This window comes from Chamaesiphon sp. VAR_48_metabat_403 (genome assembly GCF_031422475.1).
In the GTDB taxonomy this organism is placed as follows: Bacteria; Cyanobacteriota; Cyanobacteriia; order Cyanobacteriales; family Chamaesiphonaceae; genus Chamaesiphon.
Genome location: NZ_JANPLS010000243.1, coordinates 1 through 20326 on the forward strand (window position 1 = coordinate 1; position 20326 = coordinate 20326).

At 45.3% G+C, this 20326-nt stretch carries 20 protein-coding genes; 11 read left to right on the top strand and 9 right to left on the bottom strand.

Annotated elements, in window-relative coordinates; translation table 11 throughout:
• The 4 genes from RMO79_RS11450 to RMO79_RS11465 all read left to right on the top strand — a co-directional run.
• The coding region (locus RMO79_RS11450) for a DUF4832 domain-containing protein (RefSeq protein WP_310483289.1) at window positions 1-1424 on the top strand (1424 nt) is incomplete at its 5' end.
• A 162-nt stretch (window positions 1425-1586) separates the two neighbouring features.
• Entirely contained in the window at window positions 1587-2732 is a 1146-nt protein-coding gene (locus RMO79_RS11455) for a glycosyltransferase family 4 protein (RefSeq protein WP_310483290.1), read from the top strand.
• A gap of 99 nt (window positions 2733-2831) precedes the next feature.
• Window positions 2832-3788: a hypothetical protein gene (locus RMO79_RS11460; RefSeq protein ID WP_310483291.1), complete on the top strand. Its 957-nt coding sequence runs from the start codon at window positions 2832-2834 to the stop codon at window positions 3786-3788.
• A gap of 306 nt (window positions 3789-4094) precedes the next feature.
• Entirely contained in the window at window positions 4095-5207 is a 1113-nt protein-coding gene (locus tag RMO79_RS11465) for a glycosyltransferase family 4 protein (protein WP_310483292.1), read from the top strand.
• Between the two features lie 140 nt (window positions 5208-5347).
• Here the strand turns inward: RMO79_RS11465 and cobM are convergent, their stop codons facing one another.
• The gene (cobM, locus tag RMO79_RS11470; protein ID WP_310483293.1) at window positions 5348-6160 is read right to left on the bottom strand and encodes a precorrin-4 C(11)-methyltransferase; all 813 of its coding nucleotides are present in this window, start codon (window positions 6158-6160) and stop codon (window positions 5348-5350) included.
• A gap of 84 nt (window positions 6161-6244) precedes the next feature.
• A complete protein-coding gene (locus tag RMO79_RS11475; RefSeq protein WP_310483294.1) occupies window positions 6245-6940 on the bottom strand; it encodes a Coq4 family protein in 696 nt (231 codons plus the stop codon).
• Window positions 6941-7103: 163 nt separating this feature from the next.
• Between RMO79_RS11475 and RMO79_RS11480 the strand changes: the two genes are divergently transcribed.
• The gene (locus RMO79_RS11480; protein ID WP_310483295.1) at window positions 7104-7742 is read left to right on the top strand and encodes a TetR/AcrR family transcriptional regulator; all 639 of its coding nucleotides are present in this window, start codon (window positions 7104-7106) and stop codon (window positions 7740-7742) included.
• A gap of 261 nt (window positions 7743-8003) precedes the next feature.
• On the opposite strand, the gene sbcC is transcribed toward RMO79_RS11480, so the two are convergent.
• Complete coding sequence (gene sbcC, locus RMO79_RS11485) at window positions 8004-11042, bottom strand: exonuclease subunit SbcC (RefSeq protein WP_310483296.1); 3039 nt, start codon at window positions 11040-11042, stop codon at window positions 8004-8006.
• Between the two features lie 187 nt (window positions 11043-11229).
• Here sbcC and RMO79_RS11490 point away from each other — a divergent pair, with 187 nt between their 5' ends.
• Both RMO79_RS11490 and RMO79_RS11495 read left to right on the top strand, forming a co-directional pair.
• The gene (locus RMO79_RS11490) at window positions 11230-11952 is read left to right on the top strand and encodes a hypothetical protein (RefSeq protein WP_310483297.1); all 723 of its coding nucleotides are present in this window, start codon (window positions 11230-11232) and stop codon (window positions 11950-11952) included.
• A gap of 255 nt (window positions 11953-12207) precedes the next feature.
• Window positions 12208-12354 carry a hypothetical protein gene (locus RMO79_RS11495; protein ID WP_310483298.1) on the top strand — a complete coding sequence of 49 codons (147 nt, stop codon included), beginning with the start codon at window positions 12208-12210 and terminating at the stop codon, window positions 12352-12354.
• A gap of 74 nt (window positions 12355-12428) precedes the next feature.
• Here the strand turns inward: RMO79_RS11495 and RMO79_RS11500 are convergent, their stop codons facing one another.
• Window positions 12429-13067 (bottom strand): helix-turn-helix domain-containing protein, encoded by a 639-nt coding sequence (locus tag RMO79_RS11500; protein WP_310483299.1) that lies wholly within the window; start codon window positions 13065-13067, stop codon window positions 12429-12431.
• 210 nt (window positions 13068-13277) lie between these two features.
• Between RMO79_RS11500 and RMO79_RS11505 the strand changes: the two genes are divergently transcribed.
• A complete protein-coding gene (locus RMO79_RS11505; protein ID WP_310483300.1) occupies window positions 13278-14546 on the top strand; it encodes a glycosyltransferase in 1269 nt (422 codons plus the stop codon).
• 121 nt (window positions 14547-14667) lie between these two features.
• On the opposite strand, the gene RMO79_RS11510 is transcribed toward RMO79_RS11505, so the two are convergent.
• The 5 genes from RMO79_RS11510 to RMO79_RS11530 form a co-directional block, all read right to left on the bottom strand.
• The gene (locus tag RMO79_RS11510; RefSeq protein WP_310483301.1) at window positions 14668-15372 is read right to left on the bottom strand and encodes a helix-hairpin-helix domain-containing protein; all 705 of its coding nucleotides are present in this window, start codon (window positions 15370-15372) and stop codon (window positions 14668-14670) included.
• 104 nt (window positions 15373-15476) lie between these two features.
• Window positions 15477-15851, bottom strand: a complete 375-nt coding sequence (locus RMO79_RS11515) for an NINE protein (protein ID WP_310483302.1) — start codon at window positions 15849-15851, stop codon at window positions 15477-15479.
• A 42-nt stretch (window positions 15852-15893) separates the two neighbouring features.
• Entirely contained in the window at window positions 15894-16097 is a 204-nt protein-coding gene (locus RMO79_RS11520; protein ID WP_310483303.1) for a hypothetical protein, read from the bottom strand.
• A 75-nt stretch (window positions 16098-16172) separates the two neighbouring features.
• On the bottom strand, window positions 16173-17531 hold the full coding sequence (locus tag RMO79_RS11525) for a DUF4335 domain-containing protein (protein WP_310483304.1): 1359 nt from the start codon (window positions 17529-17531) through the stop codon (window positions 16173-16175).
• 274 nt (window positions 17532-17805) lie between these two features.
• Window positions 17806-18075 carry a YciI family protein gene (locus tag RMO79_RS11530; protein ID WP_310483305.1) on the bottom strand — a complete coding sequence of 90 codons (270 nt, stop codon included), beginning with the start codon at window positions 18073-18075 and terminating at the stop codon, window positions 17806-17808.
• A 310-nt stretch (window positions 18076-18385) separates the two neighbouring features.
• Here RMO79_RS11530 and RMO79_RS11535 point away from each other — a divergent pair, with 310 nt between their 5' ends.
• The 3 genes from RMO79_RS11535 (at window position 18386) to RMO79_RS11545 (ending at window position 20075) form a co-directional block, all read left to right on the top strand.
• Window positions 18386-18862, top strand: a complete 477-nt coding sequence (locus RMO79_RS11535; RefSeq protein ID WP_310483306.1) for a hydrocarbon-binding protein — start codon at window positions 18386-18388, stop codon at window positions 18860-18862.
• 309 nt (window positions 18863-19171) lie between these two features.
• A complete protein-coding gene (locus tag RMO79_RS11540; RefSeq protein WP_310483307.1) occupies window positions 19172-19645 on the top strand; it encodes a hydrocarbon-binding protein in 474 nt (157 codons plus the stop codon).
• Between the two features lie 64 nt (window positions 19646-19709).
• Complete coding sequence (locus RMO79_RS11545; protein ID WP_310483308.1) at window positions 19710-20075, top strand: roadblock/LC7 domain-containing protein; 366 nt, start codon at window positions 19710-19712, stop codon at window positions 20073-20075.
• Window positions 20076-20326: the final 251 nt, after the last annotated feature.

Here is a 20326-nt window from a genome sequence, read left to right on the forward strand (position 1 = left end):
GGATTTCGATGTTACTATTTGGCTGTACGAGTAAGGTTGATGAGCCAACCAAAATCGCTCGCGCTTCGATTGCCCCCCGTGAGGTCCATCCGACACCAGATTTGAGCCTGACTGCGACTAAACCAGCCAGTGCTGGATCGATTGTGACCTATGTACCGACAACGGCAGAATTTCTCAATCCAGAGCGGGGATTTCATAACGACATCGAATTAATCAAGGGTCGAGACTTTAGCGATGTCCGGCAAAAAGGTTATACCCTCTCGCGAGCTTATATTCGCTTGGATGAATATCGCAACACTCCCTTACCCGCCGAATTTTTAGCCCAATTAAATCGGCAATTTCAACTAGTCCGGGCAGCCGGAATCAAGGCGATCCCGCGATTTAGTTATAACTTTCCCACAGGTAATATTGCTAACTCTCCAGATGCCAGCCTAGAGCTGACGCTAGAGCATATCGCGCAGCTCAAACCCGTTCTCCAACAAAATGCCGATGTCATTGCCGTCCTACAAGGGGGGTTTATCGGTGCTTGGGGCGAGTGGCACAGTTCGGGGAGCAAACTAGACAGGCCTCAGCCTAAAGCCAAAATTTTAAGTGCGCTGTTGACGGCGATGCCAGCCAACCGGATGGTGCAGATTCGGTACGCCAACGATATTAAGACGTTTTATCCACAATCGCTTAGGAGTGCTGATGCTTTTAGTGGCTCTCGTCAAGCTCGTGTCGGCTTTAAAAATGATTGCTTTTTAGCGGGTCGCACTGATGCGGGGACTTATGAGCCAGATGTACCAACACTTAAAAACTATATTAGTAAAATTGCCCCCTATGTAGTTGTTGGCGGCGAAACCTGTCAGGTCAGACCAGCAGAACATCGCAGCGATTGTCCCACCGCAGAGGCAGAATTAGCCCAGTTTCATTGGAGCTATTTAAATGCTAATTTCTACGAACCTGCTCTCAACCGCTGGAAATCGGAAGGCTGTTATGCGCGGATCGATCGCAGTTTGGGCTACCGCTTGCAATTAGTCAAATCGAATTTCCCCTCGCAAGTACGGCAAAATCGCCAGTTAAGCGGGAATTTTGTCATTAAAAATGTCGGTTATGCCAGTCCTTTTAATCCCCGCAATCTGGAACTAATCTTGCGCCACCAACAAACTGGCAAAGTCTATCGCCTGCCCCTCCTCAAGCCTGGGAGCAAGACTTACGATCCTCGGCTGTGGTTACCTGAAGCTGGTGCAATTTCGGTAGATATTCGATCGAAAATCCCATCAGCGGCACCGCTAGGAGTATACGATATTTTATTAAATCTTCCCGATCCGATCGCTAAACTTGCCAATCGTCCAGAATATTCAATTCGCTTGGCTAACGAACGAACATGGGAAGCTAAAACCGGATTTAACTCACTTCGCCGCACGATGAGGTTGGCAAAGTAGGACTCAGCCATATATCTGAATCTGCGCTAATTTCTAAGTGAATGTATCGATCTTTAACTTATAAGTAGCTTTTTTTACGTTGATTTGTATAAGTGCTTGGATTAAGATTGGATATCAATTTAACAAATTGATATCTGATTGTTGTTTTAGATATTACGATTCATGAAAGTTACGCTAGTTATTTATGGGCTAGGTGGTGGTGGCGCAGAACGCGTGATGTCGATTCTGGCCAACCATTGGGCTAGGCAAGGTTGGGAAGTAAATTTAATTATGTTTGTCGATGCGACTAAACCATCTTTTTATCCATTAGATCCGCAAATTAAGCTTCAGCCGCTAGGGCTGGCAGCGCATTCGACTAATTGGGTTTCCGCCATTCAAAATACTTGGCGACGGGTGACGAGATTACGCGAGGAGATTATTGCTAACAATCCAGATGTAGTCATCAGTTTTATGAATTCTGTTAATGTCTATAATATTTTGGCTTGTTGGGACTTAAATATTCCGACTATTGTCAGCGAACATACTTATCCAGGAGCTAATGATGCGAATAAAATCTGGAAATTACTAATGAAATTGTCTTATCGCCATGCCGATTTCATCACCGTCTTAACTCAGAATGCGGTGCCATTTTATCCAGCAGCCGCAGGATATCGGACGATGGTGATGCCAAATCCAACACTCGTACCAGCTCCAGCAGTCACAACCGATCGATTATTACCCGCTTGCAGTCTAATCGCCGTTGGGAGACTCGATCCGCGTAAGGGCTTCGATTTGTTGCTTAGAGCTTTCCACCAAATTCATCCTCAATACCCCGATTGGCAATTAACAATTCTGGGAGAAGGGTCGATTCGATCGGAATTAGAAGAGTTACGATCGCAGTTGCAATTGACAGATTGCGTTCATCTCCCTGGTGCAGTTACTAATGTTCGAGATTACTTGGCACAAGCCGATTTATTTGTGATGTCATCTCGCGTTGAGGGATTTCCGATGGCTTTATGCGAGGCGATGGTTTGTGGCTTGCCCGTGCTATCTACCGACTGTTTGAGCGGCCCGCGCGATATCATCGAGGATGGGGTTAATGGCGTGTTGGTAGCTCCAGAAGATGTCGATGCGCTAGCGGCTGGATTGACGGCGTTGATGTCCGATCCCGCCCGACGGCAGCACATCGCTCATAATGCACCTAAAATTATCGATCGCTTTGGGATCGATCGGGTCATGGAGCTATGGACGGATGCGATCGAAAAGTCGATTTACCGTCAGAAAAACCGTCAGTTGCAATCTAGCTCTAAGGGACTTGCGTGGAAATAACATCCCAGATATTTATGGGTTTAGGTTGTGCCTACTGGTAGTTTATTAAATTGCCAGCCCCTAAGTTAAAATTCACTAAGCTTTCAACTAACAATTTAAATGCGGTTATCAAAAATAAAATCTAGAATTGTAGCTGTTTATAATTACACGATCGGTTTATTACCATTTAAACTGGCAAATCGATTAATTTGGGTCGATCGTCAAATGGATTGGTCGATCTCTATTTATGAAGGTCGAGATTTTTTAAGTTTAAAACCGACAACGGTTGTCGCAAATCCAGTCATCAGTAGATCGGATGTGACTGATACGTTAGCATCATTCGTCGCCGATCCATTTATGGTGCGAGTTGGCGATGAATGGTTGATGTTTTTTGAGGTCTTCAATCACAAACAGCATAAGGGCGAACTTGCTTTTGCACGCAGTCAAGATGGATACAAGTGGAATTATCAAAAAATTATTTTAACAGAAGATTTTCATCTTTCTTATCCTTATGTATTTGAATTTGAATCTGATTGGTATTTAATTCCTGAATCGTGTGAAGCGAATTCAGTCCGACTGTATAAGGCTAATAAATTTCCAGATGAGTGGGAATTTGTGACCGAAATTTTAGTCGGTCAGCGGTTTGTAGATGCATCGATTTTGCATTTTAATGGTCTGTGGTGGTTATTTGTTGGTGTCGAACCCACCGATCGAGATGCTTGTAACTCATTAAAATTGTACTATGCCGATCGTCTCGTTGGTAATTGGATCGAACACCCGATGAGTCCGATCGTCAGTAATAATTCCCAGATTTCTAGACCAGCAGGTCGGATGAGACAAATCGACAACCGACCGATCAGGTTTACTCAAGATTGTCAGGTAACTTATGGATATAATGTTACGGCGATCGCGATCGAATTACTGACGACAGATGAATATCGAGAAGCACGAATTCATGCCGACGGTACTTATCTATTCGAGTTAGGAACTATGTCCTCTAACCGAGTGGGGATGCATCACCTAGATTTCATCATGTCAAACGACGATCGATGTATTGCTTGTGTAGATGCGCGATAATCGATCCGGTTAGCTCCGTTAGCTTGCCATCAATTATTGACAGATAATCTCGATTGTAAACTATGAAAAGTAGATATTTGATTTACGAATTTATTGTAAACTGAATTAATTATTTAAGTATTTTACGTGCAAATCTGGGAACTAATTGGGTTCGATCGAGAAACTGTTAAGATAGATATTCGGATGGCAACCATCCCCAGATTTAGAGATTCGTTCGCGTAGCGTACCGTAGGTAATCGTTGGCGTAGCGTACCGGAGGTAATCGGATCTCGATCTAATTATTTATCTAAATTGCGATCGGTATTGATGAAAGTTACTCTATTTATTCACGGACTCGGTGGTGGCGGTGCAGAGCGGGTAATCTCGATTGTTGCCAACTATTGGGTCTGTCAGGGCTGGGATGTAACATTAATTATGCTAGTCGCACCGACTAAGCCATTATTCTACACGTTAGATCCGCGCATTGAGCTTCGACCGATGGGACTGGCGGGAGATTCAGCTAATGCGATCGTCGCGATTACCAAAACTTGGCAGCGGATTGCCCGCTTGCGACAAGAAATTATTGCCAGCAAACCAGATGTTGTCATTAGTTTTATGAATGCGGTCAATGTGTATGCGATCGTCGCCTGCGCGGGGTTGAAAGTCCCAACAATTGTCTGCGAACATATTTATCCAGGGTCTAACGATGCGACTAAACTCTGGCAGTTGTTAATGAAATGGACTTATCGCTATGCCGATTTAGTTACGGTATTGACTCAGAATGCTTTGCCATTTTATCCTGCCGCGCAGGGGTATCGAGCGATCGTCATGCCCAATCCCGTCACCATACCAGCTCCCATCGACGCAATAGAGTCATTACTATCTGCCTCCAGCGCGATTGCGATCGGCAGACTACATCCTCAGAAAGGTTTCGATCTGTTGCTCGAAGCTTTCGCGCGACTCCAAGCTAAATACCCCGATTGGCAGCTCACAATTTTAGGGGAAGGGCCGATGCAAGCTGAATTAGAAGAGTTACGATCGCAGCTAAAATTAACCGATCGCGTTCATTTTCCGGGTTTAGTTACCAATGTGCGAGAGTATTTGGCTCAGGCAGATTTATTTGTCATGCCATCTCGCTTTGAAGGCTTTCCGATGGCGTTGTGCGAGGCGATGGCTTGTGGTTTACCCGTATTGGCGGCAGACTGTCTGAGCGGCCCGCGCGATATTATCGTTGATGGGGTCGATGGCGTATTGGTGGCTCCAGAAGATGTGGATGCCCTGACAGCACAATTAGATGCGCTGATGTCCGACCCCTCCCGACGCAAGCAATTAGCTCTCAATGCGCCCCAAATTCTCGATCGATTTGGTGTCGAGCGAGTCATGGGTTTGTGGCAGAATGCAATTGACAGTGTTATCGATCGAAAACGAACTCATTCATGAGCTACGTTTATCATCCGCCCGCGACTGAAGTGCGGTGCTCGATACGAAAGTCCATTCAAGTGGACTTTCGTAGCTAGCCTGGGGATTCATCCCCAGGTGGTGCCCAAACGAAGCTCAATCGCCAGATGTAAGTTAGCGGGCTAGTTCCGAAATAGATGTTGGTGTTGGGGGTGATATAGTTGCGATCGGGTTTGAGTGCCTTCACCTGTTATCTGGATTAGAGCGGGACTGATAATATACATCGTCGTCCGCACGAGATTTTCCCTAGCAGTCACTAATGCCATCTCCAAGAGCTGTACGACCAAAATTCGTTCATCCGGCCATCCCACTCGAAAGCAGATGGCTACAGGCGTTTCTGGCGGGTAATGCTGGAGTAATTGAGCCTGCGCTGTCTCAACGTGACGAGCGGCGAGGTAGAGACATAAACTCGATCGATGAGCTGCTAAACTAGCTAAATTCTCAGCAGTGGGTACGGCAGAAGCTCTCCCCGTCGGACGGGTGAGGATAATTGTCTGGACGATTTCGGGGACGGTGAGTTCGACTTGCAGCTTGGCTGCGGCTGCTTGAAAGGCACTAATACCAGGGACTAATTCGACGGTAATATTTGCAGCTTTGAGCGCGTGGATTTGTTCGGAAATGGCACTATACAGCGTCAAATCGCCAGAGTGCAATCTGGCGATTGTCAAACCCGATCGGACTCGATCGACGATAATTGCGATAATCTGTTCGAGCGTTCGATCGCTGGTTTTAATAATTTCGGCATCGGGGCGGGCGTGCGCTAAAATCCGATCGGGAATCAACGAATCGGCATAGAGAATTACCTCGGCAGTCGCGATGATTCTTTGACCTTTGATTGTCAATAAATCTGGATCGCCAGGGCCGACACCGATAATATATATGCCAGGATTAGATGCTGGATCTGCGGCTGATGTAGCTCGATCGTGTTCGCTCATTTGACTATTGTACCGCGATCGATCGTCAAGATACCTGCCATCTCAGCGGTTAGAAACCGCTGGGGTTATTGCTAACAACTTGGGTTAAATAGCTTGAATATTTAACTCCGCACGCCACTGTGCTAGTGGCTTATCCCATGCTTCTTCCCACTTGGGTGCGAACAATGCCCCAGCAGTTTCGCCCATCTGCCATCCTCGTGAGATCGCCTGAAGCAATGAGGGCAGGCTTTCTGGTTCTAATAAGGTGCTAGAAATTAAACTATTGGCAACCAGCATCGTGGCGAGGGGGTAGGGAAATTGCGCCAAATGAACGGCTTGTAAGCCAATTTCACCGAGCGGCGAGGTATCGAATCCGGTAATTATGTGCCAAATATCGTGGGTTTGACTCAATCGCAGTTCTACATATTTAGCCTCAGATTCAGCACTCATCCCTGTATGTAAATTGGGATTGAATGCGGCATTTTTGAGAGTTGAGGCATAGATATAGCCGAGTGAATCGGGGGGATAGGTTAGCAGTAAATCGAGGTTGTAATTGGCGGGAATATACCGATCTCGAATCAGTCGCGCGCAAGCGGGATCGCGCTGTAATTTTCGAGCTGCTAAATCGAAGGCGGGGGTTTCTACCAAGGCATCTGACAGCTCTCCGACTGTTGTTAAGCTCTCATCGCCTGCGAGCATCGCAAAAAATGTCTTGAAAATCAGCACGATTTGAAAATGGCTGTGCTGCTGATTGTGAGCATCAAAGGGTAAACCAGCATTAAGAGCGTTCATAAGTGACATCACAAAAATCTCCACGGAATTAAGTAAAATATGAGTCTAGGGGTCGTCAACTTCAGGTAAAATACGAGCATCAATCATCTTTTCTTAGAATATGAGTATAATTCATGTTTTGTCAAGTAAAAAGTGAGTGATACTCGGATATCGATCGAGGCTTATTGGTGAAATGGCTACAAATTCAGTAAAATCGTTGGGAATGCGGCGACAACCGCGACAGGCGAGAAGCCAGGAACGAGTAAGTCAGATTTTAGATGTGGCGGAACGATTGTTTATTGCCGATGGTTACAATGCCACGACAACTAATGCGATCGCGAGTGGTGCAAAAGTACCGATCGGATCGCTGTACCAGTTTTTTCCAGATAAAGGGGCGATTGTCGGTGCGTTGGCGATGCGATATACAGAGCAACTGCATCATCGCTTTATGGAACTAGATGCTACTGAAATGGTAAGTTTGAACCTGTCAGCTTATGTCGATCGCATTGTCGATACTACAGCACAATTTTTTACCGACTATCCTGGCTATCATTCAATTTTTATGCAGGTACAAGGTACTATTTCCGAGCTAGAGGAAATTGAAAATGCGGCTGATGCGCGACTAATTGAAGCTTTGGCAATATCTTTATCTCGATACCATCCCGGTTTAGCGGCTATCGATTATGAGGCAATTTCGTTTACGTTAGTCAAAGCAATTGGAACTTTGCTATGGTTATCACTCAGTCAGGAGCAGGTTTTAGGGGAACGCTTGGTTGTTGAAACTAAGCGATTGATGCTGAGTTATTTACAAGGTTATTTTGAATCGAAGTGAAAGAATGTCTGAAAAGTTTTTTTGATATGAATCGTAGATCTAAATTCCCTTTTTTAAGCTATGGCATACATACAAGTCAGCTAGACTTCGTTTCGAGATCTGAATCCCCCAACCCCCTTTTCAAAGGGGGCTTTAAAGTCCCCCCTTTCTAATGGGGATTTAGCGGCTCGCAGCCGGGAGGTTTCCTCCCGGATTATGCGAGACAAGACAGGGGGATTTCTAGGGTTTATGCTTAAAAGAATTGACTTTCCAAACATCCGATTAGGTAATTACTTGAATTTGCGAACCTTTATTAGTTTTCTGGACTTCGATTCTAGTTTGAAAGGCTTCGCGAAATTGAGGCATGTGAGTTACAGTCAGAATGCAGGCAAAGTCACTAGAAATAGCATTAATCGCCGAAATCAATCGATCGCAACCTTCGCGATCTTGGGTGCCAAACCCTTCATCGACAATCAGCATTTGGAGGGGAGTACCAGCTCGATTTGATAGCAGTTTAGCTAGTGCAAGCCGGATTGAAAAGTCGATCCGGAAAGCTTCACCGCCGGAGTAAGTTTCGTAAGCTCTGGTGCCATTAGCGTCGCCGATAACTATATCTAAGGTATCGATGTATTTAGCACTTTTAACGCTGGCTTTTTTAACGCGGCTGCTTTTAGTCGCTTTTTGAGTAATAAATTGAACGTGGAATTGGTTGCTGCTAAGTTTAGATAAAATTTGATTGCTTTCTGCTTCGAGTTGGGGCAGAATATTCTCGATCACTAGAGCTTGAATGCCATTTTTACCGAAGGCTTTGCCGAGTTCGTCGTAGATTTTTTGCTGTTGTTTGTAGTTATCGAGTTGCTGCTGTTGCGATCGCAGTTGCTCTTTAATATCGTTAAGTTGGGTAATTTGCCGATCGAGGCTACCGAGATTTGAGAGTTGGTTATCTAAGAGTTGGCGGCGGGCGGCTAGTTGTTGCTCTACTGCTAATATTCGTTCGTCATTATTGGGAATTTTGGCAACTTCTAAGCTAATTCGCTCGATTTCTAGCTGCGATTTTTGCCGATCGGTTGTATTCTGAAGTTCGTTAGTTTGTAATAAGTTAATGCGCTCTAATAGTTGAGGCTGGGTTTGTTTGGCTTGCTGAACTTCTTGATATTGAAGTTGAATCGATTGAGACTGACGTAAGTTATTAGTAACTTGCTGGTGGTAGTTGCGATCGTAGCTAAGTTCGGCAATTTGTTTGTCTATGGTTTGCAGTTCTACTTGTAAATCCGAATTAGTCTGAAGTTGAGTTATTTCTGCTTCAATTTTAGCTATTTCGCTGACTAATTGCTGTTTCTGTTCAATTAATTGAGTCTGTTTGCGCTCGGCATCTTTAATTTTTTCTTGTTTAATCTCCACCCACCGCAATTTATCGACATCACCTCTAGCCAGAGCGTGGCTTTGTTCGCTGTAGTTAGTTGCCGCTATTTTAGCAATTAAATCTTGGAGTTGTAATTGTAATTCGGCTGCATAGCTTTTTGATTCGATCTCAAGTTCTATTTGCAATCTTTCGACAGCCATTTCCTGAAGACTTAGTTCTAGTTTCGCGATCGAATCTAATTGTGCTTGTAGTTTTCCTTTTTGTTCGCGCAGATTATCTAAGCCAGCCAAATCGCGATTTAACTGCTTATATTCAATAGATAAATCTTCTTTTTCTTTAACATAGCGCGAATGTTCTTCTTGAGTTGCCGAAATTTGCTGTTCGATTTGCTCTCGCTCATTTTTAGCACTAGTTAGTACGTGCTCCCAATGACTTTCATCTAAAGGTCGATCGCACAACGGACAGCTAGCATCGGGAGTTTCTAATAAAACTAGCTTGCGATCGAGTTCGGTTAATTGTCGCTGATAATTACGAGTATCTGCTTCCAGTCTTTGGATATTTTCTTTCTTATTGAGACCTTTTGTTTCGACGTGCTTTTGATAGACTTTTTTACAGTCTAATTCGGCAATGTTAGTATCTAATAAAGCCAGTCGATTGACTAATGGCAATCGTTCTGCTGTCTCGATCGATACCTGTCGTTCGCGGCGAATTAGTTCGGTTAACTTAGCTTGAATTTTAGCAGTCTGACGATCGAGATCGCCTGTTAATAATACTTGCTGTTGCTGGAGGGGTAATACTTCTATTTGCAGGCGATCTAATTCTGCCAATTGCTGACGACATATTTGCAATTGAGCCGCACCTTTAGTCACATCGCCGACGGTTGCTAAAATATCGATTAATTCGCTTTGTTGGCGATCGATTAAAGCTAGTTGTGCTTGATTTTGACCTAAAGTTAATTGTAGTGCTTGCGTTTGGCTGGCTAATTGCTGACTTATCTTTTGCCGATCGAGTTGAGCTTGCTGGTGAAGATTAAATTGACGGTCTAAGACTTCTAACTGCTGTTGTAAATCGAGATAAGCTTGATAGGCGATCGAAATTTCATCCGATCGAATTAGCAGCTCGTCCAGGCGATTTTTGTCTGTAGTTAAGATCTGAAGATCGGCTTGGGTTTGGGCGGCGGCTTGAAGTAATTCGCGATCGCGTTTTTGCTCCCATGCTAATTGTTGTTGCCAAGTTTCTCGCTGTCTGGCGATTGTTTTAAAACCTTCTAATTCCTGCTCCTCACTGGTTTGAACCTGCTGCAATCGATCGATCTCTAACTTCGCCGCATCTCGCTGCTGAGTAATCCCATCGATCTCTTGCAACCTTAACAAATCGGCTGCTAAAGTTTCTGTCAATACTTCCACTTGTACCTTATACTGCTTCGCCGACTCCTTCGCCCGATCGGCTAATTGCTCGTAGCGATCGAGCTTCAATAAATCTGCTAAAATCTGTTTGCGTTCTGCGGGCTTTTTCCGCATAAATTCATCAGCCTTACCCTGACGTAAATATGCAGAATTAATAAAAGTTTCGTAATCAATTTTGAGATAATCATCAATTAACGCTTGCGTAGAACGGGCATTCTTTTGCGAGAGCGTCCGAAATTGTCCCCCACTCGTCTGAATCTGAAACTCCAACGCCCCATTCCCATCGCGCTGACGACTCCGAATGATCCGACAAGTTTCGCCATGCATCCCAAAGGTAAAATCTACCCGGACATCCATCGCCCCATTGCTAATGGCATCATCCGCGCTTACCGCCCGACATTCGCCCCAAATCGCCCAGGTAATCCCCTCTAATAGTGACGACTTCCCCGCCCCATTAGCACCGCAAATACAGGCGGTATGCAGCCCCGTAAAGTCCAGACTGGCTTCGGTATAACTAAGAAAATTCTTGAGAGATAATTGTAAAGGAATCACGTTCGATCGCCCAATGGGTTTTACCTACACTCCATGATATAGAGTTTTGGGTCGCTTGTGGTATTTTTGTGCTAGTGTTACTAGGCTTTAGGCTTTATGTGTTAGGTTTTGAGCTTACACCGGAATCGAGGAGTATCTAATTGTAGGCATACTCAACAAGTCTAATTTATGTGGTGAGAGTGAGTTTATGTCCGAGCAATTGTGGAAATTAGTTGGTGTGATAGGCGTAGTAGCCGCGTTAGCAAGTTGTAATAGTAAGACGATACCCATCGCCTCGACTACCAGCCCTCAAGTCGCGGTAAATGATACTCCGACTCCATTACCCGCACCTAAAGAAGTCTGGATGACGCAATTCCAGCAAATTAATGGGACACCTTATCTATATGCACCGATTTACGTAGCAACAGAAGAGCAGCGCAGTATCATCAAACAGATAAAATCTGGTAGCTACGAATCTGGTAAAGGAAATGAATATGGTACGGACATTCGGAACTATATGTTCGTCCATCGGGATAACCTCTCTGCGAGTAAATTATTGACAAATAATAGTTCGCGCCTGCTGAGTTTAGAGCAAATTGGCGAAACCGCACCACTAGATAAGTCAAATCCAGATCCGACGCGGGCGAATTGGATTAAGACTGTCAAAGCTTTATGGCACGTTCGGGCGATCGCCGACACAAATAGCGATAAAATACTTAACGATCTCGATCGTAAGCAAATCGGTATCTCCGATGTTTCTGGGGCAAATTACACCGAAATTATTAAGGATATCGATAAGATATTACTAGTCTACCCCAAAGGTATCGATCGTCGCTTGGTAATTTATACATCAGGGAATAAGCGATTTGTGGCTAATATCGAAATTCCCACCCGTCAAGTCACGATTAAGGAGCTACCAGCTTTGAAGTAGCACTAGTGAGATCGAATTGCCAATAGCGAAGCGACAGATTGAGCCGCAACACCCCCATCGGCATCGATGGGGACAAACTTGAAACCTTATCAAATGATGGCTCTAATGGTGGTTTCTTCAACGAAGATGGTGCGATTTCTTGGTAGTTTAGTGAATGGGGATTCGATCGTGCGCTCCTAGTCTGTTTATAATATTCTGGGAGTCGATTGGATTAAAACGATCGCATTTCCTGGGTTGGGAACTGGTGTTGGCAAAGTGAATTTTGAGACTTGCGCCCATCAAGTCCGATCGGCGATCGATGACATTATTTTACAACAATACCGAATGCCGCGATCGTGGGCGGAAGCATCCGAAAGACATCAACTTTTGTACACTAAAAACCCGACTAGACTTCAGTATTAATCGCCGCGAACGAACGCCGAAATAGTACTGTTAATCGATTCATTAGACGCAATTAAATTTGATTGAGAAAGTCGCTAAATTCTGTTAACTGATAACGGTTCCAAAATTTGAAACGCGATCGAGTGAGCTTCCTGCTCTTCAACTCCTAATGTCTTCAATATCAGTTCGGTAATTTGCTCAGGATAATCTGGCTCTGAATGTCCGCCCAGAATAGTTCGCATTGCCATCAATCCCGTACCCAAAATCAGATCGATCGCGGCTTGTTTATTTGTCACCTGAAACCGCCCTAATCGCAGCCCAGCCTCTAAATCGGTCGTTACTCCTGTTTTTATCGTTTGGCTCAATGGGGCTGCCACCAAGCCGCTTCTAACTATGACCCAGCCCCAAGTAGAATCGCGGATGGCTTGATGTAGAAATTGCCGAATCGCGATCGACATCCGTGTGGCAGGATCTTCAATCTGGGCAGATTGCGCCCACAGACTATGGTTCATTTCATCGCTGAGAGCGACGGCAACGGCGGTGAGGACTTCTTCTCGCGTTTGGAAATAGTTATAAAATGTACCCCGCGCCACGGCGGCTTCGGCGATAATATCGTCGATCGTCACTGCATCGGCTTCTTTACGGGCAAATACCCGATAGGCGGCGGCGATTAAATTCGATCGAGTGCGTTCTCGTTTTTCTAGCCCGATCGATGCTCGTCGCGATGGCTGCATTGTGTTTGATATCCTTTAGCCTACTGCAAAGCCATCATATTTTACGTGCGATCGCCACCATATAACAATTAGGTGGTGCCCAGATCCCTGACTTTTTCAAAAAGTCGGGAATCTTTACTCATGCTGATTTGACGATCGAACTAAATTGACGTTAATATCAAATTGACAATAATGTCATTTTAATTTCGACGTATTAAGGTGGAGTTACTGATGCAAATTTTGGCGATCGCGCTTGGCTCTCAAGGTGACGTGCAGCCTTATGTTGCGCTGGGTAAAGGATTACAAGCAGCAGGGCATCACGTCCGCGTGATGACTCATATTAACTTTGAACGGTTAGTCACAACCCACAGCTTAGAATTTTATCCAGTCAAAGGGAACGTCCAAGAAATTGTCGAGTCGCCAGAAATGCGTGCTTTATTAGAAAAAGGTAATTTCCTGGCAATTAACAAACATACCTCTAAACTCGCTCGATCGGTCGCGATCGACTGGATGCAGGCGGGGTTCGCAGCATGTCAGGGTGTGGATTTAATTGTGGTGGGAGTGGGTGGATTAAACATCGCGGTTTCGCTGGCGGAGAAATTACAAATTCCTTTACTTCCGGCTTTTTTGTTTCCGTTTACGCCGACGCGATCGTTCCCTGGCATCTTGTTTCCTCAGTCGCTGACTAAACTTGGGGGTACTTTTAATTGGTTATCGCACCTGCTGTTACGGCAAATAATGTGGCAAGGGTTTCGCACCGCCGATCGGATTGCTAGAGAGCAAGTATTAAACCTCCCCGCAAGATCCTTCTGGGGGCCGTATAAATCGGCTGTAATGCATCGATACCCTACTGTTTATGGTTTCAGTCCATCTATCATTCCTAAGCCTGTAGATTGGCACAAAACCGAGATTGTGGGCGATTGGTTTTTGGATGCTAGCGATTGGACTCCACCCGCAGACTTAGTAAAATTTCTGCAAAATGGTGCGCCGCCAGTATATATCGGCTTTGGTAGCATGGGCAGTCGCAAGCCAGAAGAAACCGCAGATTTAGTACTACAGGCAATAAATCGCACTGGGCAACGTGCTGTTTTGCAAGCTGGCTGGGGTAGTTTAAGCAAGGCTGACGTGCCAGATAATATTTTAATGATAAATTCGGTGCCTCATAGCTGGTTATTCCCCCGGATGGCGGCAGTAGTGCATCATGGTGGTGCGGGGACGACGGCGGCAGGTTTGAGAGCGGGTGTACCTTCGATCGCAATTCCATTTTTTGCCGATCAGCCGTTTTGGGGGCAACGGATTGCCGATTTGGGGGTGGGAATGGCACCGATTCCCCGCAAGCAATTAACGGTAGAAAATTTGGCACAAGCGATCGATCGAATGGTGACAGATCCAGTCATGCGCCAGCGGGCGGCAGATTTGGGGGCAAAAATTCAAGCCGAGGATGGAATCGATCGGGTAGTTGAGATCGTGCGGGAAATCGATCGGCACAGAATAGATTAACTTACATCTGGCGATCGTCGTTAAGATTACACGCAAGCTTAGGAACGATAGTAGGGTGTGTTATCCCGCAGGGTAACGCACCAGGCTAGTCATCTCGAAGTGGTTAAAACGTCAGCAGCAATTAAAGCAAATGTTTGTAAACAGCGATCGGTAATCCCGTGCGGCGTTTGACTTCGACTAGAGAGCGATAATTTCCGTGTAATTTCCGTTCTTCACAGATGGTATTAGCACTATCTCGATCGAGTCCCAATTCGACTAATTCGGACATCGGTAGAATATTTAAGCGTTGCCAATCGATCGGGTCGTCATCTTTTTCATAATAATTAAAAGCAATCATTGGTTCGATCGCTTCGCAATATTTTTCGGGCACATCTGCCAATTGGGTAAGTTCTTCTAAATGGGTAAACATATACCCTTCAGCTTTAATTAATTCGATATTATTAGCATAGACGATCGGTAGACCCAATATGTGTACCAGTTCATCTTTCGAGCATTTATTAACATCGACTTTACCCCGAACATTAGCAATTAATTCGGCTGTTTGGCGATCTGTTGGCAAAATTGCCCCTCGCGGCGCGCTTTTAATTAAGAACGGATTCTTAATACTCATCGCGATGCCAAATTGAATCGGTATTGCCAACATTACCAACCACGATTGTCCAGACATCGAGGCTAATAAGACGATCGCACCCATCACGCCACCGATTTGCAACCATTTATCTGTCTTTGTCAAATAGCCAGCATAAGCAATTGTCAAAGCTCCAAATACCGGGCACAAAGACCACCAAATCCAATCGGGAATTCTTTTTAAAGCTGCATTAGACATAAGCTGAATTTTAGATGCAGACGGGATGGGGAGTAAGGAGTACAACCGTTTTTAAAACATGGAACGCAGTTCCAAAACCTAAAACCTAAAACCTAAAGTCTAAATTAAATATCTTCTAACATTTTGCGACGTTTGGCTTCGTATTCTTCGGCGGTGATGATGCCGTCTTCATATAACTTTTTGAGTTCGTATAAAGTAGCAGTAGCTTCGGTTTTCGATCGGTTTGATGGTGAAACTGGATAACTGGTACCGCGATCGAGTAGATTTGGGTTGGTATCGTAGTTAAATTGAGCGTCAAACTGACGATCGGACATAAAACACAGACCCAAGAATTCAAAGAAAGAAACTAGTGCGGGGATGCAAGTCCAGCAAAAAATCAAATAGATTATCCCCCAGGTAACTTGACCTAAGTAAAATTTATGAACGCCAAAATAACCGCCAAAAAAACAAATTAATATTGCTGCTGTTCGGTTCCGCATCAGTCATCCGCTCCAGGATAGGAAAGTAATTGGCTATAAATGCTAACGATTTCTCGATTTGAGCCAACCCACGAGCAAGTAGATACCTACAGTGCCCGATTGTGCGGCGAGTAAGACTAAATAGACAGAGAGGAATCGATCGAGATGGGCACTAGATACCCATGCAAACAAACTCGTACCCAGCAGGGTATAAGGTACTAACTGCCAAAATCTCGATTTAGTTAATGATGGAGTAAGTTTGCCCATATAACTTCTATTCTGGCAGTCCTGACTGAGGCTGTCAACCGCATACAGCGCAATATATCTGCACTTTAGCGCAGTTTATTTTGGTGCGACGATAATTTTGCCGTCGGGTTGAAATGTGACTTTGTATTGAGCTAGTGGCTCTTGCGAAATTGCGGCTTGGGCGTTAAATTTGGCTAATTTGGGTAGGGGTGTTTTGGGTTCGTTGTCATAAGCACGGCGATCTGTCGGCTCGTAATCGGCAATTTCGCCAGTGGTGGTAACGGCGACGCGATAGTCGAGATTTTGAGTATCGATCGGTTTAGTGCTAGTTAAGGATTTTTGGAGGGTGGTTTTGAGTTGCTCGGCTAAAGTTGTTTGCAATTGAGGATCGGCAATGGCTTTACCTAAATTCATCGTCCCCTCTAATGGTACAGAGGGTTTAATGTCGATCGAACCTGTCGGATTGAAGGCGACATTAAAATTACCGATCGCTTGATTGGCATCGGGATTTTTGATGGCGAGTTTGGCTAAAGGAGTCAGATTAGACTGGGTAGCAGTTGTCGTCCCTGCGGACTGATAACTGACGATCTGACCGTCTTGGTTGACATTTACCTGAAAATTAGCGACTTGCTTAATTTGACTGCTGCCCTGCCAATTTTGGCGGAGATCTCGTTGTAATTTACGTTCGAGAAAACCAATTTGGGTGGCTTCGGTAATTTTGCCAGTTTTACTGGGTGCGGCACTAGTCGGCGCGGGTGTTGTCGTCGCTGCTGGCTGGGGACTAGCTGTGGGTGCGGTGGTTGGTGCCGCTGCGGGCTTAGTTGGCGCGGTGGTAGTCTGGACGCTCGATTTGGGCGGGGGGACTTGCTGAAAGGGGAGCGCGTAGCCGATCAGACTTGCCGCCACCAAACTCGCAAATCCCAAGCCTAACGGCACAGCCTGTGCGGCGATTGGCTGGGCGATGGCTTTGCGAATAGGTTGGAGCGGAATCATAATATCTGGCAACGTGCGTTTGTCTGCCAAAAATTGATCGATCGCTTCTAAGAGATCGAAAAGCTGAATTGTAGATAAATTTACCTGCGTGGGTTTACCAGCCGAGTGGGACTCTATTCCCTTAGGATCGTTGCTGGGATCGATCGTCGCTTGAAGCTGATGGATATTGTCGCGATCGCCTTTAACTAACGAGACTAAACCAGGAGCTGGTTGTGCTACAGCAGGACGGGGAATGCCACTTAAAAATTCTTGGGCATAGTTACTAACTGTCGTAACCAAACTAGTCAGAAAATCGCGTCCGCCCAATAATGGCTGTTCGCACCCGACAAAGTGACATTCAGCATTAAATAAACTGGACATAACCGGGCGAGAGTCGGGGATGCCAGTGGTGGAGTTGCTATCACTGAACCCGTCTAAAACGAGGGTACAGTTTGGCAAACTATACTGGCGGCGAATAGTCATGGTAATGTTGCTTCCGTAAAATCTAGGGTTATGTAGTCGATTATATCAAAGGGGGGAGCGGGGAGATGGGAGATGGGAGATGGGAGTAAAGAGTATTGTCAATGTTTCCGATCTTCTCGATCGAACCAGTACTTTCTTATTGATATAGTACCCAGCTCTTTATTTAAGTGGATAGTGGATAGTTATTTCGATCGAATCCCGCCAGAAATGTTCCCATTTCATAACGCCCAACTCTTTACTCCCCGCTCCCCGCGCCCCACTCCCCGCTCCCATCTCAGATCGCCTGAATCCACTCCTTAACCTCATATTCCGTCCAAATGCCGTTTACCCAGTAAGGATCGGATTCAATCAGGTGGCGGACTTGGGCGGCATCAGTGGCTTCATAGATGCCAAAAACTTTGGTCAGATCTTGAGTCGGGCCGATCGTGACTAAGATCCCATCGGCTTTTTGTTGCGCTAGTCCAGCTAAATGTTCCTCTCGAAAGGGCGATCGCTTGGTAACGACATCTTCACAGCAACTACCCCATAATACATATTTAGTCATAACTAGGCGATCGATAAATTCAGAGTATTATAGCCCGATTGCACCTGAGATCGGGTAATTGCTACATCTGTAGATAAATGCTACTTGACAACTTGAGTTAGTTGCGTTCGATAATACATCTGAAAATTTTTAGATCGTCGATCGATTAGATCGATTCGTGGGAACAATAGCACTGGGACAATCTAGGGTATACCAATTTCGATCGAGATCGATCTGGTTGCCAGTCCTCGATTCAGACTGCTCTGGTTGGAGCATAGATCGACTAGTCACTTCACAGTTTTACCTACCATCCACAACGGAGTTATCGATCGTGCCTAATTCAATTTCTAACCGTCAAACCTTGGGCGGATTCAGTAGTGTTGTTTGCTTCAAATCTGTCATCACTGGGATGGAAGAAGCTCTGGGCGAAAAAGCCACAGCAATCGCCTTAATTGCCGCCGGACGCGCGCGCGGTAAAAGCCTAGCTAAAACGCTAGGTTTATCTAATTCTACTGCCGATTTTACCTCGATCGCCAGCCAATTAAATGCCGCAGTTGGTTTAGAAGGTACTCGCTTAACAGCGATCGAAAAGATCGTCCAAGAAGGCGAACTCATTAAAGTTTATTGTTCGGAAACCGTCTGTTCGGCTGGCGAACCTCAGGGTTCCGATCGCAAATGTACTTTTACAATGGGTGCAGTTTGGGGCGCAATGAGCGAAATCACTGGTAATAAATTACGCGGTACGCATACTGAGTCAATCTTACGCGGTGGCACTCATGATGTATTTGAATTTAGTGTTATCGATTAATATCGATCGGATAAATTTAGAGGCGGTTGCCGGGATGCGGCAAGTGTGACAAGCATAATTACCGATTTTTTCAAGATATATATTGACATGTATATGCTAGTGCGATCGCTACATATTTATGACATGTTGGCGAGTTATTCTAGTTGGCACTAATTTTTTGTTAAATGTTAGTAAGTACTATTTTCATGGGAAAGCTAACTAGAGAGGCAAATCAAATTTTTTGTTAAATTGCTGCCAGAACTGTCAATCTGAGAGCCTAGATTTAACTCGTTTCAATTTCTTATCTATTCTCTACCAAAGTTATTAATTATGTCTAACGCACTCACCAGCCGTCCTACATTAGGACAATTCAGCAGCATCGTTTGTTTCAAAGCTGTCATCACTGGGATGGAAGAAGCTCTGGGCGAAAAAGCAACCGCAATTGCCTTAATTGCGGCTGGACGCGAACGTGGCAAAAATGTAGCTAAAAGCTTGGGTTTGTCCGGTTCTACTGCCGATTTTACGTCAATTGCCGCTCAATTAAACGAAGCAGTTGGGGCTAATGGTACCCACCTAACTGCTGTCGATAAAATCGTCCAAGAAGGCGAAGTTATTAAAGTTTATTGCTCGGAAACTGTTTGCTCGGCTGGCGAACCTCAAGGCTCCGATCGTAAATGTACTTTTACGATGGGTGCAGTTTGGGGCGCAATGAGCGAAATCACTGGTAAAAAATTACGTGGCGTGCATACCGAGTCCGTTTTACGCGGTGGTACTCACGACGTATTTGAATTTACCACTCTGTGAATAATGCCAGCATTATTCAACCATCTATTTTCAAGTTAACTTACTCAATCACAATCGGAAAATCATGGGCGCAAGTGCAATTGGTGGAATTTTACAGAACTTTGTATCGGGAACGGCAGATGTTCAAGGCGCAGCCTTGGTATCTCACGATGGCTTACCCCTAGCTTCTAGCCTTCCCAGTGCAATGGATGAAGAACGGACTTCGGCGATGTCTGCGGCGATGCTCTCGCTCGGCGAGCGGATCGGTAAGGAATTATCCCGTGGTACTGTCGAAAAAATTATGGTAGAAGGTGCTGACGGTTACGGCATTTTGATCGGCTGTGGCGAAGATGCTGTCTTCCTCGTCTTGGCAAATCAGTCTGCTAAACAAGGGATGTTGATGCTAGACATCAAACGCGCTGTGACTGAAATCAAAGCCGCTTTAAATTAATTACCCCACCCCAGCCCTCCCCGAATATGCGCGGATGCGCGCACTGTCCGGGTTCCCCGGCAGTGATAGCGGCGTTTTTATTCGGGGGGAACCCCGAATAAAAAAACGACAAGACAGGGGGATTCAGATCTCGAAACGAAGTCTAACAGACTTGTGTGTACACCGTAGCCTTTTTAAGGGGGGTTAGCGGCTCGCGCACGCCTTTGTTTCCCGACGGTTTAGCGAGACAAGACAGGGGGGATTCGGATCTC

Coding starts and splice junctions, on each gene's coding strand:
- RMO79_RS11455 (WP_310483290.1), top strand. CDS start 1,587: ATGAAAGTTACGCTAGTTATTTATGGGCTAGGTGGTGGTGGCGCAGAA.
- RMO79_RS11460 (WP_310483291.1), top strand. CDS start 2,832: ATGCGGTTATCAAAAATAAAATCTAGAATTGTAGCTGTTTATAATTAC.
- RMO79_RS11465 (WP_310483292.1), top strand. CDS start 4,095: ATGAAAGTTACTCTATTTATTCACGGACTCGGTGGTGGCGGTGCAGAG.
- cobM (WP_310483293.1), bottom strand. CDS start 6,160: ATGAGCGAACACGATCGAGCTACATCAGCCGCAGATCCAGCATCTAAT.
- RMO79_RS11475 (WP_310483294.1), bottom strand. CDS start 6,940: ATGTCACTTATGAACGCTCTTAATGCTGGTTTACCCTTTGATGCTCAC.
- RMO79_RS11480 (WP_310483295.1), top strand. CDS start 7,104: ATGGCTACAAATTCAGTAAAATCGTTGGGAATGCGGCGACAACCGCGA.
- RMO79_RS11490 (WP_310483297.1), top strand. CDS start 11,230: ATGTCCGAGCAATTGTGGAAATTAGTTGGTGTGATAGGCGTAGTAGCC.
- RMO79_RS11500 (WP_310483299.1), bottom strand. CDS start 13,067: ATGCAGCCATCGCGACGAGCATCGATCGGGCTAGAAAAACGAGAACGC.
- RMO79_RS11505 (WP_310483300.1), top strand. CDS start 13,278: ATGCAAATTTTGGCGATCGCGCTTGGCTCTCAAGGTGACGTGCAGCCT.
- RMO79_RS11510 (WP_310483301.1), bottom strand. CDS start 15,372: ATGTCTAATGCAGCTTTAAAAAGAATTCCCGATTGGATTTGGTGGTCT.
- RMO79_RS11515 (WP_310483302.1), bottom strand. CDS start 15,851: ATGCGGAACCGAACAGCAGCAATATTAATTTGTTTTTTTGGCGGTTAT.
- RMO79_RS11520 (WP_310483303.1), bottom strand. CDS start 16,097: ATGGGCAAACTTACTCCATCATTAACTAAATCGAGATTTTGGCAGTTA.
- RMO79_RS11525 (WP_310483304.1), bottom strand. CDS start 17,531: ATGACTATTCGCCGCCAGTATAGTTTGCCAAACTGTACCCTCGTTTTA.
- RMO79_RS11530 (WP_310483305.1), bottom strand. CDS start 18,075: ATGACTAAATATGTATTATGGGGTAGTTGCTGTGAAGATGTCGTTACC.
- RMO79_RS11540 (WP_310483307.1), top strand. CDS start 19,172: ATGTCTAACGCACTCACCAGCCGTCCTACATTAGGACAATTCAGCAGC.
- RMO79_RS11545 (WP_310483308.1), top strand. CDS start 19,710: ATGGGCGCAAGTGCAATTGGTGGAATTTTACAGAACTTTGTATCGGGA.